The following is a 15633-nucleotide window of genomic DNA, read 5'->3' as shown; positions in this document are numbered from 1 at the left end:
GCGTCGGCAGATTGCCTGACCTGCGACTTGGCGTCTACGGATATCTGTTCCAGATCAGCGACACTGACCCCGCATAGCAATCCTGCATCCTTGACGCTCCGATCATCCCCGGTGTTGCTGAGTTGATGCGCCAGGCGAACGATTCGGACTAGCGGATGTGCCGATTCCAGGCGAGCCATTGAGTCGTGGTGGTAAAGCACGCTGTCCGCCATAAAAGAGTCAAGATTCCAGCTTTCGATCAGCCATGACCCCGCTTCTGGATGCGACGTATTCAGCGTCCTTTGCTCGACCGCGCAGAGCATTTCGTCATCCTTGGCGAGGAAGTTCGAGGCGTATTCACTGGGCGCAGTAGTAACCAGCGCCAAACGACCCACATCATGAAGCAGGCCAGCGAGGTAAGCTTCCTCTAGATGCGGATAGCGCATCTTCTCGGCAATTGCCCGCGCAACTATTGCCGTCTCCAAGGAGTGCTGCCAGAAAAAGCGGAGATCGGCGCTGTTCGAGAAGAAAGAGCTGTTGAAGACCTGGAAAACCGACTCACTGATCACCATGTTCTTGATCGAGTCGATTCCCAAGGCAGTTAATGAGTGCTCAAGCCCGATCTTTCGACCATTGCGCTGGTAAGTGGAGACGTTGGCCATGCCAATAGTCTTGCTGCACATCCCAGGATCTTGAGCAATGAGTTCTGCCAGGGCTGATATCCTGATCTCCTCGGTCTGACAGTGTTCGATCAGCTTGAGGAGGATCTGTGGCATGACCGGCAGACGTGCGACCAGTAAGCGCTTGCGGATGTTTGAATCGGCCTGATACATGGTTATCCTGAGCTACCGTAAAACAATCCGGTCGAGCGGCGAATGTACGTTCTGGCTTCACGTGCGCCAAAGAAACACGTACTACAATTGAGAATCAGCGGGAGGAAACTTCGCGCTGTTCGATCTTTCTGACCCTGAAATTTTCATCAAAGAAAAAGCGGCAACCTTTAAGCTTGCCACTTTTGCAGACGATACTTAGTTCGAGGGCTACAAAATACGGCATGCTCCAACAAGAATCGCAGTCGAATATAAGCATAATTCCTGCCAAGTTTGTATCCATATGATCTTGCTGTATTTTGCTGGGCAATGAGCATGGCGATTCTGGCTTATTGTAAAATCTGTCGACAAATAATCACTATGGACACAGTCCGAATATGCTTGAAACTCGCAGAATGATGGCGACACGCTCCTGTTGAAATGACACGAATTCTTCTTGTCTGCATGGGCAATATCTGCCGCTCACCAATTGCGGAGGGGGTTGTGCGCTCAAAGGCGGAGCGTGCTGGTCTGGCTGCCATCCTCGAAGTCGATTCAGCGGGGACGCACGGATATCACGAGGGGGAACTGCCGGATCAGCGCGCACGGAGAGTTGCTGCCAGCCGAGGCTACGATTTATCGCGTCTGCGCGCTCGTCGTGTGAACGATCAGGACTTCAGCCGGTTTGATCGTATTCTGGCCATGGATCGACAGAATCTTTCGATCCTGCGGCGATCCTGTCCAGCAGAGCACCAGTCCAAGCTTGGCTTGTTTCTGGGGTATGCGAAAGGCCTTGCAGCGGATGAAGTGCCTGATCCCTACTACGGTGGCGTCGAGGGGTTTGAGAAGGTGCTCGACCTTTGCGAAGCCGCTGCACGGGGATTGGTTGAAGCGTTTGCAAGGCAAGATGCCGACGGTACGGGAGATCGTCGTTAATCAAGCTTCTTCAGATAATCCTTGGTGAATATCTTGTCCGGCAGGTCCCGCAGCTTCATGCTCCCGTACTCAAGAACGGACTGTTCACCACTTTTCAATGCGTCGTCCATGACCAGACGGGTTGGCCGCAATTTACCCTCCATGGTCTGGTAATTCTCATATTTGCAAGTCTTCAACAGGCGGTTGGAGAGTGAGTAGAACTCCGCTTTGTAAGGCCAACTGTCTTTCTCCCGAACCCAATAAATCACTTTTTGATAAGTGACGCTGCGGTCAACGGCAATCAGTTCCAGGACGTGGTAGTTGTCGCTGCCAACGGTTTCGGTTCGCAGCATTTTCGGATTGTAATCCGATGCAAAGTTGGCCCGGGCCAGATCGCCGTTGGCCACCTGGCCGGTCAGACGCTGGGACAGAGCGATGCGGATGGGTTGCGATACTTCGGGCATGAAAACCCATAAATCCCTGCCTTTCATGAGCATGATCTGGCCGCGTTCGGAAGCCGGCTCGGTGACCATGACTACCGTATTGCTGTTGCCCTTGGAGAGTACCCGGTACCTGCGTGACTCAACCGTCTCGCCGGATTGCGTGCTGGAGATCCCGACATCGACCTGAAAACCTTCGGCTGGAAATCGTACCAGGTCGGCTTTTTCGACAATAGCTCGGGCAACTGCTTCGTCGGCCTGTGCGGGTGGTGAAGCCTCATTCGCCTGGCATGGTAGGATGATCGCCGAGAAAACCAAGAGCATGAACATTTCAACCAACTTGACACATTGATGCCGGATCGTCATGATTTGCATAGTTTTTTCCTCAATTGTGCTGGCCTCGGAATGGGTTGGCGGAAGGTTCCCCGATGAGCGTTGTCCGTATTGAACACGTTTTTAAGGATTATCTGCTCGGTGATCAGAAAGTCCAAGCGCTCAAAGACATTACTTTGTCCTTTGATCCCGGGGTATTTCTGGCGATTGCGGGACCCTCCGGCAGCGGCAAGACGACCCTGCTTAACCTCATCGGCTGCATCGATACGCCGACCAGTGGAAAAATATACATCAACGAGCAGGATGTCGGCGGCAGGACACAGGATCAACTGGCCGATTTGCGCAGCAGGACGATCGGCTTTATTTTTCAGACCTTCAACTTGCTGCCGGTGTTGTCTGCCGCTGAAAACGTCGAGTATCCCTTGTTGCAGCGTATTGATGTATCCAAGGAGGAGCGGCAAAAACGCGTTACCTACTTCCTTGATATTGTTGGTTTGTCAAAGTTCGCCAATCATCGCCCGAATCAGTTGAGTGGTGGGCAGCGCCAGCGTGTCGCAATCGCACGCGCACTGGCGATCGCTCCGTCTATCGTCTTGGCCGACGAGCCGACCGCCAACCTGGATCATAAAACCGGTGAGGAAATCCTCAGTCTGATGAAGAAGATTAACCGCGCCTTCAACACCACCTTCATTTTTTCAACACACGACAAGCGCGTGATTTCCAAGGCTGATCGTCTGATTCGTGTCGATGACGGCGAAATTTCTGCGCTGGGCGTACGTTCTGAAACGAGAAAGTGGTCGCTCGCCCGGCAGCGCCGTTCGCCTGACGCTGTTGCTGAAAACCAACAGGTCAGCCCGTAGATAAGGTCGGATATGCGCCATAAACAAAAATCTATACAGATCATTGGCGTCAAACTGATCGCCTACTTGGCAGCAGCATTGGCATCTATCCCAGCCTGGGCAGAACTTACGGCAAACGTGCGAGACCGCCAGAGCGGCGTTGGAACTCCTCGACTATACGCGCCAGCGGCGACCATCACTCCCTATCGGCTAGCCGCAAACTCAGCCGATGACAACATAATGAGTCGGGACGCGCTATTTGATGATGTTGACGATTCGCTGCTCAAATCAGGCGAGAAGTCTGAAAAGAGTACGCCGCCTTCTGGTAGCGGCGTCAGAGGTTTCCTGCAATTCAATATCGCTCGCGACTACGAGTCGCCGGTGCATTGGTCGCAGATGATGACGCGGGCGGATCTCAGCGCACAGGGCGATCTGGGCAACGGTATCAAGTGGAAACTCGGTGCCCGCGTCGATTACGATGCTGTCTACGACGTTACCAATTTTTATCCGAGCGCAGTTCGGCACGACCAGGCCTTGAATTTCTACCTGGGCGAAAACTACCTCGATATCGGCGCCGGTGACTGGGACTTCCGTCTGGGGAAGCAGAATGTTGTCTGGGGCGAAATGGTGGGCCTCTTTTTTGCCGACGTTGTCTCGGCCAGAAACATGTACCAGTTTATTCTTCCGAGCTTCGATCTGATCCGGATCACCCAGTGGGCGGCGCGGGCGGAATACTTCAAGGACGATTTTCACGCTGAATTACTGTGGATTCCGGTTGCCAGTTACAATCAGATCGGCGTTCCCGGTGCCGAGTTTTATCCGTTCGTTCCTCCTGCAGTCCCAGGCGTTACCACCCAGATTCGAAACGAAGAATTCCCGTCGAGGAATTTCTCGAACATGAATTATGGCTTGCGCCTCTCAACCCTCAAGAACGGTTGGGATATATCCGGCTTTGCCTACAGCAGCATGGACATCGAGCCGACTTTCTATCGTCAGTACACCGCGGCGCCACAGCCGACGGCAGTCTACCAGGCCAGACACAGCCGCATTGACCAGATCGGGGGCACGCTGGCCAAGGATTTCTATTCGTTTGTATTGAAAGCCGAAGCCGTTTATACGCATGGACGCCACTTCTACGTATCGACTCCAGGTGATTCAAATGGAGTTGTCCCGCAGAATACGCTTGATTGGGCGATCGGCCTGGATTTTGCCTTGCCGGCGGAAACGCGATTCAATGCACAGGTTTTTCAGCGGGATTTTTTCAATTACGACCCGGATCTGATTTCGGACAAGCATGAGAGCGGGTACAGCCTGCTGCTCAACCATAAAATCAACGATAGGCTGGCCGCGGAGGTGACGTGGATCTCCAGCTTCAACTACACTGATTGGCTGTTCCGCCCCCGAGTGTCGTGGGATGTCGAAAGGAACTGGCGCGTGGCCGTGGGGGTTGATGTCTTCAAAGGACCGCCACTGGGTTTTTTCGGTCGTTTTGCAGATCGGGATCGCGTGTATTCGGAAGTACGCTACAGCTTTTGAGCGCCAGTGCAGATGGTAGATCGGCTTCTTTCGGTAGTGCATTGACTTCATTCACGATGGGTTACCGGTTCAAAGCGTTCTCGCGACGCAGAATCGAGGAATGCACCTTCTGAATTGCCATCGTGAGGAACCGGGAGCTAGTGGTCATCGCCAAACGAATTGGCGCGATAGCTGCCGCAGCGGCATTCGCCGGGAGCACTTACCATACCGGCGCACCAGCGCTCCTGCCAGGACACCGCTACCGTCAGTAAGTGCGATTTCTTACTGGGCGTAGGGACGGCCAACATTCTGCATCAGGCCCCCAGCGCATCTGTAGTCTGTGTTGAAGAGCAAGTGATGAATATGGTGCGTCCTCGGGCAATACGCGCGTACGGCGATGCCATGCTTGTTTGCATCGTCCTTAAGACAATCGAGAAGGAACCGACAATCCGGCTAGTTACACCAGAATACTGGCTGACGATCAAAGCCATGCTGGCAGGGGCTCTCTTTGAGCCGCGCAAGAAAATAGCCGCTCCGGCAATTTACCGAAGCGGCTATTGATTGTGTCGCAACGCCCGATCAAAAAATCCGACGTCAGCGGCGCCAAGACCCTACTGGCCCAAGCGCGCGCAGGGTTCAGCCTTGTTTCTGCTTGCGGCGACGACCGATCCAGCCCAGCGATGCCATGCCCAAGCCCATCAGTGCCAGCGAACCGGGCTCAGGAGTCTCGAACGGTGTCTCAGTGATCAGGAGTTTGAAAACGGCTGTTGTCGACAGGAGTTCTGCCGTCTGGAAACCCCGGCAACCATTGTTGCCCGCGCCCAATACGCTAGTACAAGCAGCGTCAGACAGCGTCCCAAAGCCGTCGGCGAAGATGCTTAGGAAGTACAGCACGGGGTCGCCTACGCCCAATCCATCGGAATCATAGAAAAATGGGAAATTGAGCGATTCAACGTCAATCACAAAAATGTCCGAACAGCCGTTAACGTTAATCCCTGCGGCAAAGGGGGTGCCACCGTCGGCACAAACGCCACCGGTACCATTGTTCGGCGTTTCGAGGAAACTGACTTGAAAAGGAAGTAGTACGGGGCCGACTGTCGGTCCGTTCGGAGGCGGAGCCACCGACGTCAGCGTGAGCAGGCCGTTAATGTCGACCGATGTCAGTGAATTTCCGGGTGGAATTGGGAAATTGTCGTGCGTGATCGATATGGTGGATGCCAAGATCCCCGTATTAACTGTAAACGGAGATCCTGTATTGTCAATGATCAATCCGCTCTGGCTGGTTGGGGCTGTATTGCCCCAACGCAGTTCCGTATTGCCGTTGCTCAGGACTGGGTTGGGGAAGGTATTGCCGGCAGGCAGGACGGACGCGGGATCAAAAACTGCGACGTCAACGATCGACCATTGTGTAACGCTTGGGCTTGGTACTGCATGCGCAGCTCCGGCGGACAAAGCGAGCACCGCAACGGCAGTTTGAGCGAGCTTGAAGGTGTTCATTTTCTACTCCTTTGAGTTAGGTTCATTTGTCAAACCCTTTGCCGTATCGATTAATGCGGCGCGGACTATTCAGACACTTACTCATGAGCACATACCATGCCAGAATTCATGACAAAAAAACTTTTATCTTTAAAACAAATGTTTACAGAATTTCTTTGGAAAATATCAGGTCCGAGTCAAGGTGTACTGTAAAATTTTTCGACACTTTGGTTTCATCTGCGGGCGTCATTTCCAGCCGCTGATCTTGCAGTCGGGGCGATTTGTCGGCGCTGACAGGGCGACATCAGCAGTTTTGCCGTAGCGCGTCGACGACAGCAACGCGTGAGACGCGCCATGCCGGCAACAGCGCTGCCAGAACGGTGGCGCTGAAGCCCACGAGAAAGGCCATGAGAATGACCGAAGGCACGATACGGATGTGGGCGATATAGCCGATATTGGCGTTCGGCGGCGGCGGCATGGGAATGCCGATCGCCGAAACGGCCAAGGCGAGCACGATCCCGAACGCCACACCGAGAAGGCCACCGGCGGTGCCGAGCAGGGCGTTTTCGACGGCCAGCAAGCGGAACACATGATTGCTCCGGCTGCCCAGCGCCATCATCGTACCGAACTCACCGACCCGCTCGAAGGCACTCATATTGACGCTGTTGGCGACGCTGAGCAGGACCAGGATCAGGATGATCAACTGGAGGACGCCGAATTGCCGCTGGTAGAGCGCCACGGTGCTTTCGTAGAAATCGTTCAGCTCGATCCAGGTCTTGACTTCGAAACGCGTGGAATCCAGCTGTTTTTTGAGTGTGGCCGCAACATCTTCGGTAGCCTCGGTATGTTGTAGCGCGAGCACCAGGGTATTGGCGCCCGGCGTCCCCAGCAGGTCCTGGGCGGTGGCGAGCGGAATGCGCACGGCACGTGCGTCAAAGTCCGACGAGAAACTCTGAAAGGTGCCGATGACGTCGAATTCCTGGCTGTTCAGTGCGCCTTCGGGGGTGTTCACCAGAAGCGTGACCTGATCCCCGGGGCCCAGTTTGAGGGCGTGCGCCACCCCGTGGCCGAGCAGGATGCCGTGCACATCGTCCGGCAACAACTGGCGACCGGACGTGATGTTGAGCTGGCTGCCGAGCGCCGCCTCTTTTGCCGGTTCCACGCCTTCTCCGATGATCGGCCAGTCGGTACGGCCATTGCTGAGCAGCCCCGAGAAGCTGATGCGGGCCATCACTTCGGCGACCCCGGGTTGCTTGAGCAAGGTCTTTTCGAGCGATTGCGGATCGTCAATCAGGTAGCGCTCCGGGCTGCGCGTGCCTGTGGCGTGGAAGCCCGCCCGGGAAACCTGCAGGTGGCCCGATTGCGAGTGGATAATGGCTTCGCCCAACTGGTGATAGACATCCTGCACGAAGCCGCCGCTGAAGATCAGTCCGACCACTCCGAAAACAATCGCCGCCAGTGTCATCCCGGTCCGCGCCTTGTGACGCAGAACGTTGCGGGTCGCCAGCTTCAGCATGATCTTCCGGCTTGCCTAGCGGCTGTGGCGAAGTGCATCGACGATCTCCAGGCGCGAGGCCTTCCAGGCCGGATAGATGCTTGCCAACAAGGTTGTCCCGAGCGCGAGCATGAAGGCATTGATCGCCAGTGTGCCGGTGATCAATATCTCACCGCTGTATCCTTGCGACATTCCCGGCGGCGGCGGCATGGGAATGCCGATGTAAGAGATCAGGCTGGCCAACAGCCCGCCCAGTGTCAGACCCAGCGTGCCACCGATCAGGCCGATGGTCAGTCCTTCATAAATGAACTGGCGCAGAATCTGACGCGTCGTGCTACCCATGGCCAGACGGGTGCCGATCTCGGATGTCCGCTCCAGAACGTTCATCATCATCGTATTGGAGATGCTGAGAACAATGATTACGGCAATGATCAATTTGACGCCGCCGAGTTGATTCGAAAGCAAGGCCACCAGTTTGTTATAGAAATCGGCCAGCTGGTACCAAGGCACGAAGTCCAAGCCGGTATCACGGAATCCCTCCCGCAGATCCCGAGTCGCCCGGGCGGTGAGCTGGGTGTCGTCGAGCACCAGAATCCACCGGTGAACGCCCGAAATACGCAGGAGCTTTTGTGTCATCGGCAGCGGAATGCGCAGAGCCGAGTCGTCATAGGCTTTGCTTACGGTGGTAAAAAGCCCCCGCACGGTGAACTCGAGTGCGTTGAGGCTTCCCGATGGTGTATTGGTCATCAGCACGACCATGTCGCCGACCTTGACGCCGAGATTGTCAGCAAGCCCGCGACCGAGCAGGACGCCCTTGGGGGCATCGCTGGAAAGGTTCTGCCCCGACGTTATGAGCAGCGTGCGGCTGACTTCAAGTTCCTTCTCCGGGTTGACACCCTCGCCGACGAAAGAAACGGTAGTGTCGCCGTGGCTGACCAAGCCATTGAAGGCCAGTCGTGGCGCCATCACGCGGACGCCACTGAATTTTTCGATAGCTTCCTGTTGCGCTGACGATTGCGGCATGAGGAATCGCCACGGATCGGCATGCCCCTCGTCAAGATAGCCTGCACGCATGACCTGCACGTGCCCAAGCCCACCTTGGATCGTGCCTTCGCGGGTAGCCCAGAATATCCACTCGATAAATCCGGCAGCCAGAAGCAACGCTACCACCCCGAAAGCCACTGCCGCAATGCCGAACAAACTCCGCCGATACTGGCGCGTGACGTTGCGTAGTGCAGTGAGGTACTCAGACCACACAAAACTCATGCTGTGCCTTCCGGGGAGTCATGTTGCCTCACTTTGGCTAATGTGATTGAACCATATAGGGTGCACAGCATATGAGTTTGAAATAGAGCCTCCCGCAGCCCCCCGACGACGAGCTCGAGTTTTCGCGGCAAAGCTCGGAAAGAGGGTGCTGGCTGCCATTTCTGCCACAGTATTGTCGTGACGCCGACATTATTGGTTCAACGCGAGGATACTACTCGTCGCGACGCGACCATGCAACCAGCGATTCCCGATATAGGAATCATGCCTGATTGCGAAAGGCTTCAATAAACGCGATAGGGGCAGACAAGCGAAAGCAGGGGATGTCACCCGGTATCTTGCGGTTCGGGGCTTGAACTTTTCGCCATAAAGCGCATGGGCCGGTTCAAGAAATCCAGTTGGCCTGGCTATTTCGCCGTAAACCCTTGTGGCACAAGGATCGTCCTAGATTTTGCCTTAACTGATCTGCAGTTGACGAGATTTTGCGGAAACCGTCGGTGTGTCGGTGTACAAGGGTTTTCGCATGCACGGCCTTTGCATCTGAATCTTCGAGGATAACAATTCCTGGCTGGTGCACGCCTTCGAAGCCACGTTCATGCCGAGTACCCAGAAAGGAGCCCGCGGGCCCCTACTTTTATTTTCCATGATTCAATGTACTATCTACAGCAATGGAAACCGAGGCCAAAGATTATGTTTATGCTGGCAGCCTGATCGCGCTGATTCTTGCTGCGACGGTACTTATTCTCTTGGCCTTGCACGACTGGCTGGCCTCGGTCTTTGGAGTTTTCAGTGCGATCGTCCTGTTCATCGTGCTTGCCCTTGCGTACGGTGGCCTAACAGCCTTAGCACTGACCATTCTTGCGGCCTGGCAACCTCTGCGTGAAGGCGAATACACGCTTGATCACTCGCAATTCACGCTCTGGAAAGTGCAGCATGTAGTCGGCGAACTAGGCAAGGTGGCTTTGTCCCTATTCTTTCCAGTGTTCGCGCGACCAGCCTTTTATGCGCTGTTCGGTGCTCGGGTCGGCCAGCAGGTGGCGGTCGCCGGTAAGATTCTCGATCCCCAGCTGACTGTGCTGGAGGACCGCTGTGTACTTGGTGAAGGTTGCACGGTGACATCGCACACCATGGTGCATGATCGATTCATCCTGCGTTCGGTGCGCGTGGGCAGTCGAGCGACGGTCGGCATCGGCAGCATTCTCATGCCAGGGGTGATCATCGGCGCTGGAGCAATTGTGCTACCGGGGGCGGTGCTGAAGACTGGTACCAAGGTGCCGGCGGGCGAGACCTGGGGAGGTGTCCCGGCCGCACGTGTGAAGGCTGCAGACTAGGTCGATCTGCTAGCGTGTTCTGCTCGAAATTTAAGTGCTTCATTCACTTGGTTGAATCCATCCAGTACGTTGCGCTTCAGCCAGGGTGCGAATATGGGAACGAGCAGACCGGAAAAATCTTCGGTCTGGACGATATTTGCGCGGTTCTCCCCGGCGGGTTCAATAATAAAACGATGATCTCCATCCATGAGTCCTGACGTCCCGAAATGTCCCAGCCAGCGCAGTTCCCGCTCCGGCTCGACCGCTGTCACTTCTAGGCTATAGTTGTCACGCTTCAGCCCGGGCCATTGAATCACAACTTGAAGCAGGCTTCCTCGCACGGCTTCACCCACGGCGCTCGGAATTGCCGGATTCCAGTGGGCATATTCCTTGAAGTCGGTAAGGATGTCCCATACTCGTGCCGGGCTTGCGGCAATCGCGATCGTTGTATGCAAAGTCATGCGAAACGCGGAATGTCGAATAACGTGTGAGGTGGTCATGTCAGGGTGGGCTATTCAGCTTGTCTGTGTGCAAGTATCTTGGGTCAACAGGTAGTCGGCGACGCGCAGGGCATTGGCGGCGATGGTTAGTGCCGGGTTGGTGCCTCCGCTGGAGGGGAAGAAAGAACTATCGACCACGAAGAGGTTGGTGAGGCCGTGAGCCCGATTGTTGGGATTGAGTACGCTGGTCTTTGGGTCATCGCCGAAGCGGCAGGTGCCGCAAACGTGAGCCAGCATGGTATTTTTCTCTGCCTGACGCAGGCTGAGAAAACGATAAGGCCTGAGCGCCTTTGCCAACTGAGTCCGGAAAGTTTGTAAACGGGACAGGTCGTCGGGATGCAGCTTGTATTCGATGCGAAGTGACGGGTCTGGCACGACGCGGTTGTCCGTATAGGGTAGGTCTTCCATGATGGCGGCGAGCAATACGCCGCGTTTGAACAGCCTGGTTAGCAAGGCGGGGAGGAGTGGCCGTACCAGTGCGAACAGGGGCGATGCCCACGGTGCCGTGTCATGGATGTCTTTTGCCATCGTCGCTGCCAGAATCTTGGCGGGTGGCAGGAGGCCGAAGGACTGAAGCGTCCCCAGTTTGCCACTGTCGGACTGATAGAAATCGCTTAAACCCACTTCTTTGAAACGGTTTTCACCACCTATGCGGGGGAATACCAGATAGAGATCAACGCAATGACGCATGAGATTCCGACCCACCAGACCTGATGTATTTGCTAGACCCTGCGGCCAGTGGATGGACGTAGATCGCAGCAATAGTGCGGGGGTGGTCAAGGCGCCAGCAGCGAGAATGATTTGGTCAGCATGCAGGGTGATCGTTCGTTGCTGCCAATGGCAGGCAACCCCAGTGATTCTTTCGGGCGTGGCGTCCAGGTGGAAAACCTCGCATTCGTCCAGCAAGGTCGCTCGGTATTCATGCACTGCGGGCTCCAGGCAGATACGACCGGCGTCGTTTTTGCACCCACGGGCACAGAGGTAACCTTGGCAGCATTCGCAGTCAGGGACGGATTCGCAAGCCAGGGGCAACTGGTAGGGATGCAATCCCCGTTTCTGGAAGTGCGCGTACAGTTCCGCGTTTTGAGGGCTGAGCGGTGGGGGTGGAGGCAGTTCTGATTCATCGGGGCGCAAGGCGTCTCGACAACCCCGTACTCTATAGAGTCGTTCTGCTTGCTGGTAATAGGGCGCCATATCCTGGTAGTGCAAAGGCCATGCTTCAGGTAGCGACGAGGCGCACCCGTTGGGAAAGTGTCGCCGTGGCTCGAAGTCGGAAGGAAAGAACCGCTCCATGGCCATACCATACAAAGCACTTGAACCGCCGACACCACAGCCCATGAGCGGGACGAAACAACGATTTTCGTCGTGTATCTCCTCGTAGCAGCGTCCTGCCCGTGCCAGTAGCGGCGCATTGCGCAGGGTGGCTGCTTCATCGCAAGAAAAAAGCGATTCTGGATACGTGCCCTGAAGGGCGTCCGTGTGGAGGAAAGGTGCACGTCCTTTCTCCAAGAATAATACGTTCTTACCGCCCTTGGCGAGTGCGTGACCTGCGGTGGCACCGCCAATGCCAGTGCCAATTACGAGGTAATCCCAGTGTTTGCGCTGTATTTCTTCAATGCTTAACACGTGCCGTGATCTCCTCCAGGATTTTGCCCAAGCGTTCGGCAGGGGCGTATGCGGCGATCGAGATCGCTAGAGCTTGCGCTCGGCGCTGTGCAAGGTCGTTGGCCAATAGCTGATGCACCGTCTCGCGTAATTTCGTGCTGGTCAACTCTTCGCTACGCAACAAGGTACCCACACCAGCTTTCTCAACGTAACTCATGCTGAGATGTTGGTCCATATGTGATGCGATTCCAAGCAGAGGTTTGCCAGCAGCTAGGGATTGGTAAACAGTCAAGCTGCCACCATTGCAGATCATCATATCTGCTCGCGCCGCCAATTGGTCGCCCGGGGCGTAATCGATCAGGCGGGCATTGGGCGGGGCTGCCTGTAGTGGTTTGGCAGCAGTTGTTGCCACTACCGTGACTGGCAGATCGGCCAATGCTTTGAGTACAAGCTCCAGTAGATCCGGTCGTCCGGAACTGCCCATAGTGGCGTAGATCACAGGGCGGTCGGTAGGCAAATCATCCCACCATGGAGGCAGGGCGACGGCCGGAGACCATAGTATGGGACCCAGGTAAGAATGTGTGGAGGGCAGTGCTTGAGTTGGTACCAACTCGATCGCATCTGCATAGAGAGTACGGTCGGCATCAGTGTATGCGCTAAACCAATCGTTCCCCAAGCTAGGTAAACCGTAGTCTCTGCGTACTCGGTTCAGTGGCAGTGCATGGTAGGCGGAAGCAAGCGGCCATACCAGACGAAATAGCGATTCGGCCAACGATGTTCCTAACCAGCGGTTGAAGGGCAGTTCTGGCAATGGTAGAGATCGGGTGGCGGTGTAAGGGCTCCAGTAGGCATTGATTACGCCCAAATATGGCACGCCTGCTACCCGTGCGCTGGTCGAGAGTGAAAGTCGGTGATCCCCAACTACGGCTTCCGGTTGAACCGATTGCAACAAGGCAAGATCATCGCGCACATAGTTGCGCAAAGTTCGGGTGTCGTAGAGCGGGCGTCCCTTGGCGGCTGACTCCAGAAATCTCTCGCTCGACATCGAGCCTAGATGGCGAGTGGGGAAAGGCAGATGATCCAGAAAGGCCTTGTAGCGGCTATCACAGGCCAGGATTACATCGAATTTTTCCGCGTCCAATCGCTGGGCCAGCGCAGCGGGTCGAGCCAAGTGAGCCAGGGTTACGGCATCAGCAACAAAAAGGATGGTGGGGCGAGCCTTCATCTATTCATTCCCGGACTGGGAAAATGGTCGAGCACCCGTGCTTTGGCCAAGAATATTTCTTAATGGTCAAGCGGGGCGTCATTCTCGTTTTGGCTGATACCGTAGTGACCAGGGGCGATAATATTGTTTGGGTCAAGAGCAGTTTTGATTTTTCCATTTAGGCGCTTGAGTTCCGGGGCGTCCTTGAACAGGTCGTCCCAGCTTTGTAGCCCGGCGCGATACTGTTGAAGGTGGTTTTCTCGCATATTAGCCAGCAGTGACGCGTATAGGTGTTTGCTCCGTGTTGTTTCGTCAGGGTCGTCTTTGTCAAAGATGATGGCCATCAGGCAAATCACGGAACGCGGGTTCATCAATAGCATCGCGACGTAGAAATCGAAGCCGTGCTCAGTGAATAGCTTCTTGCAGGTGTCGAGGTATGGCCAGATATTATCGTTGGTAAAGGGCAGAATCGGAGCGAACCAGATCAGACCGCAGCCATCATGAGCTGGGTGGACATCATTCTGAGGTCGCGGATGACGGTAGCGATAGTAAGCATGCTTAACGAAGAATTCGGTAGGAATTCCTTGCAGGATCTTGTGCACATAGGGCGCGGATTCAAGCACTAGAAGCGACGTGCGCGCGGCTATTTCGGTCAGTTTGCGGTAAATTGGGTTCTTCCACGACCAGTTAATTACCCGCTCGATATAGGGCAGCAGCCCGTTCGATACGAAAATCAGACGCCCATAGGGTGACAAGGCCTTACGCAGCAAGGAGCGTTGAAGCTTAACCTGCTCACGGGTGCCGTAAATTCCGCCAGCGCAGCTCCAGGGCGATATGCCGTACTTGCGTCGAAGGGCATCCAGATCCGCGTCGGTGAGAGGGCCCTCTTGCGGAACTTTCTCGTTGATACGCTGGGTCAGGATGGTCATTGAAACAAAGTCGTTGATCATATGGAGCTTGGTGTTAACTACTCCGGTCAGCGCCAGGTGACGGAACGCATCCACAACCTTCGGGAGATGGCGCTCGTCGCGCACTTCGTATACGAATGAGTTATAGGATTCGGGTTTTGGCATAAGCCATATGCCTGCTTGGGTGACGATCCCGAGGTTGGATTGAGTGAATATCCCTTCCAAATATGGGCCTACACCCCATTTATGGGTGTGCCAGGTTTTGAGCCCTTTTCTCGTACCGCCCACATGTACCAAGTCGCCATCTGGAAGCACCACCTCCAGTCCGCACAGATTGCCAAAGTGGTCACCATAGGGTGTTTCGCCCACGCCTCGCTCAATGGCATTACCCATGACGCTACCTTGGGCCGATCCATCGGTGCAGTCCACCCACAGCTTGAAACCGTTACTGCGCAGATACGCATTAAACTGTTCGTAGGTAACGCCCGGTTCAATCACTGCGTAGGCGAGTTCTTCGTTGACCTCCAGGATGCGGTTCATGCGCTCGAGAATCATGACGATGGCGCCGTCTTCAATGGCCAGCGTCGTGCCATACCCCCAGTTTCGTCCCTTGCTTGATGGCCACACGGCAATCCGGTGCCTGGAAGCAATTCTGACGACGCTGACGACCTCGTCGGTCGAACCTGGGAAGACAACCGCAGCACAGCGGCTCTGCCACGGAATCGTACACCTCGAATAACGGTCCAGATCTTCGGGGCTGGTGCACACATTGTCCGTCCCTAGAACGGCACACAACTCGTTAGCGATCTCTTCGCTGATGTTTGCTTGCGTGGCAGAATTGTCCATCAGGAATCCTTTCTGATACCAAGAAACGTCGTCAGGGGATGAAACAGCTAATCGTTAATGCAGCGCGTCTGAGGAGTGCCCTGGCGCAACGCAAGGATACGCTAGAATAATAATCCTTGTTTCAAGTGTTCAACGTAAGCGTTCTACGCCACCACATTGCTGAGGGGGTGTTCCGCAGGAGACCATCGTGTCCACG

The 15633-nt window shown here is 55.3% G+C and carries 14 protein-coding genes; 5 read left to right on the top strand and 9 right to left on the bottom strand.

The window, feature by feature from the left end:
- Positions 1-812 (bottom strand): HDOD domain-containing protein (locus PROAA_RS09450; RefSeq protein WP_222102194.1); only part of this gene is annotated, 812 nt, incomplete at its 3' end.
- 417 nt (positions 813-1229) lie between these two features.
- Between PROAA_RS09450 and PROAA_RS09445 the strand changes: the two genes are divergently transcribed.
- Positions 1230-1724, top strand: coding sequence for a low molecular weight protein-tyrosine-phosphatase (locus PROAA_RS09445; RefSeq protein WP_186411109.1), 495 nt, complete (start codon positions 1230-1232; stop codon positions 1722-1724).
- On the opposite strand, the gene PROAA_RS09440 is transcribed toward PROAA_RS09445, so the two are convergent.
- A complete protein-coding gene (locus PROAA_RS09440) occupies positions 1721-2518 on the bottom strand; it encodes an outer membrane lipoprotein-sorting protein (protein ID WP_186411108.1) in 798 nt (265 codons plus the stop codon). The two genes, PROAA_RS09445 and PROAA_RS09440, sit on opposite strands and share 4 nt — an antisense overlap.
- 53 nt (positions 2519-2571) lie before the next feature.
- Here PROAA_RS09440 and PROAA_RS09435 point away from each other — a divergent pair, with 53 nt between their 5' ends.
- From PROAA_RS09435 to PROAA_RS09425, 3 genes are all read left to right on the top strand, one after another.
- Positions 2572-3336, top strand: coding sequence for an ABC transporter ATP-binding protein (locus PROAA_RS09435; protein WP_186411107.1), 765 nt, complete (start codon positions 2572-2574; stop codon positions 3334-3336).
- Positions 3337-3555: 219 nt separating this feature from the next.
- Entirely contained in the window at positions 3556-4851 is a 1296-nt protein-coding gene (locus PROAA_RS09430) for a DUF1302 family protein (protein ID WP_186411106.1), read from the top strand.
- 336 nt (positions 4852-5187) lie between these two features.
- The gene (locus tag PROAA_RS09425) at positions 5188-5391 is read left to right on the top strand and encodes a hypothetical protein (protein ID WP_186411105.1); all 204 of its coding nucleotides are present in this window, start codon (positions 5188-5190) and stop codon (positions 5389-5391) included.
- Between the two features lie 75 nt (positions 5392-5466).
- Here the strand turns inward: PROAA_RS09425 and PROAA_RS09420 are convergent, their stop codons facing one another.
- The 3 genes from PROAA_RS09420 to PROAA_RS09410 form a co-directional block, all read right to left on the bottom strand.
- Positions 5467-6327 carry a THxN family PEP-CTERM protein gene (locus PROAA_RS09420; protein WP_186411104.1) on the bottom strand — a complete coding sequence of 287 codons (861 nt, stop codon included), beginning with the start codon at positions 6325-6327 and terminating at the stop codon, positions 5467-5469.
- Positions 6328-6610: 283 nt separating this feature from the next.
- Entirely contained in the window at positions 6611-7822 is a 1212-nt protein-coding gene (locus PROAA_RS09415) for an ABC transporter permease (protein WP_186411103.1), read from the bottom strand.
- 15 nt (positions 7823-7837) lie between these two features.
- Positions 7838-9067, bottom strand: coding sequence for an ABC transporter permease (locus PROAA_RS09410; protein ID WP_186411102.1), 1230 nt, complete (start codon positions 9065-9067; stop codon positions 7838-7840).
- Between the two features lie 665 nt (positions 9068-9732).
- On the opposite strand from PROAA_RS09410, the gene PROAA_RS09405 reads away from it, so the two are divergent.
- A complete protein-coding gene (locus PROAA_RS09405; protein ID WP_186411101.1) occupies positions 9733-10395 on the top strand; it encodes a hypothetical protein in 663 nt (220 codons plus the stop codon).
- Here PROAA_RS09405 and PROAA_RS09400 read toward each other — a convergent pair.
- Genes PROAA_RS09400 through PROAA_RS09385 form a run of 4 tightly spaced genes read right to left on the bottom strand, consistent with a single transcriptional unit; the run spans position 10392 to position 15437 of the window.
- Complete coding sequence (locus tag PROAA_RS09400) at positions 10392-10835, bottom strand: SRPBCC domain-containing protein (RefSeq protein WP_186411100.1); 444 nt, start codon at positions 10833-10835, stop codon at positions 10392-10394. The two genes, PROAA_RS09405 and PROAA_RS09400, sit on opposite strands and share 4 nt — an antisense overlap.
- A gap of 54 nt (positions 10836-10889) precedes the next feature.
- Positions 10890-12500 (bottom strand): GMC oxidoreductase, encoded by a 1611-nt coding sequence (locus tag PROAA_RS09395; RefSeq protein ID WP_186411099.1) that lies wholly within the window; start codon positions 12498-12500, stop codon positions 10890-10892.
- Entirely contained in the window at positions 12487-13704 is a 1218-nt protein-coding gene (locus tag PROAA_RS09390) for a nucleotide disphospho-sugar-binding domain-containing protein (protein WP_186411098.1), read from the bottom strand. The genes PROAA_RS09395 and PROAA_RS09390 overlap by 14 nt, the downstream gene beginning before the upstream one ends.
- Before the next feature lie 59 nt (positions 13705-13763).
- The gene (locus PROAA_RS09385; protein WP_186411097.1) at positions 13764-15437 is read right to left on the bottom strand and encodes an FAD-binding oxidoreductase; all 1674 of its coding nucleotides are present in this window, start codon (positions 15435-15437) and stop codon (positions 13764-13766) included.
- Positions 15438-15633 lie beyond the last annotated feature (196 nt).

It is taken from the genome of Candidatus Propionivibrio aalborgensis, assembly GCF_900089945.1.
Classification (GTDB): Bacteria; Pseudomonadota; Gammaproteobacteria; order Burkholderiales; family Rhodocyclaceae; genus Propionivibrio; species Propionivibrio aalborgensis.
Note: the sequence above shows the minus strand (reverse complement) of the source record. Positions and strands in the feature narration are given on the sequence as shown.

Coding starts and splice junctions, on each gene's coding strand:
- PROAA_RS09445 (WP_186411109.1), top strand. CDS start 1,230: ATGACACGAATTCTTCTTGTCTGCATGGGCAATATCTGCCGCTCACCA.
- PROAA_RS09440 (WP_186411108.1), bottom strand. CDS start 2,518: ATGCAAATCATGACGATCCGGCATCAATGTGTCAAGTTGGTTGAAATG.
- PROAA_RS09435 (WP_186411107.1), top strand. CDS start 2,572: ATGAGCGTTGTCCGTATTGAACACGTTTTTAAGGATTATCTGCTCGGT.
- PROAA_RS09430 (WP_186411106.1), top strand. CDS start 3,556: ATGAGTCGGGACGCGCTATTTGATGATGTTGACGATTCGCTGCTCAAA.
- PROAA_RS09425 (WP_186411105.1), top strand. CDS start 5,188: ATGAATATGGTGCGTCCTCGGGCAATACGCGCGTACGGCGATGCCATG.
- PROAA_RS09420 (WP_186411104.1), bottom strand. CDS start 6,327: ATGAACACCTTCAAGCTCGCTCAAACTGCCGTTGCGGTGCTCGCTTTG.
- PROAA_RS09415 (WP_186411103.1), bottom strand. CDS start 7,822: ATGCTGAAGCTGGCGACCCGCAACGTTCTGCGTCACAAGGCGCGGACC.
- PROAA_RS09410 (WP_186411102.1), bottom strand. CDS start 9,067: ATGAGTTTTGTGTGGTCTGAGTACCTCACTGCACTACGCAACGTCACG.
- PROAA_RS09405 (WP_186411101.1), top strand. CDS start 9,733: ATGGAAACCGAGGCCAAAGATTATGTTTATGCTGGCAGCCTGATCGCG.
- PROAA_RS09400 (WP_186411100.1), bottom strand. CDS start 10,835: ATGACTTTGCATACAACGATCGCGATTGCCGCAAGCCCGGCACGAGTA.
- PROAA_RS09390 (WP_186411098.1), bottom strand. CDS start 13,704: ATGAAGGCTCGCCCCACCATCCTTTTTGTTGCTGATGCCGTAACCCTG.
- PROAA_RS09385 (WP_186411097.1), bottom strand. CDS start 15,437: ATGGACAATTCTGCCACGCAAGCAAACATCAGCGAAGAGATCGCTAAC.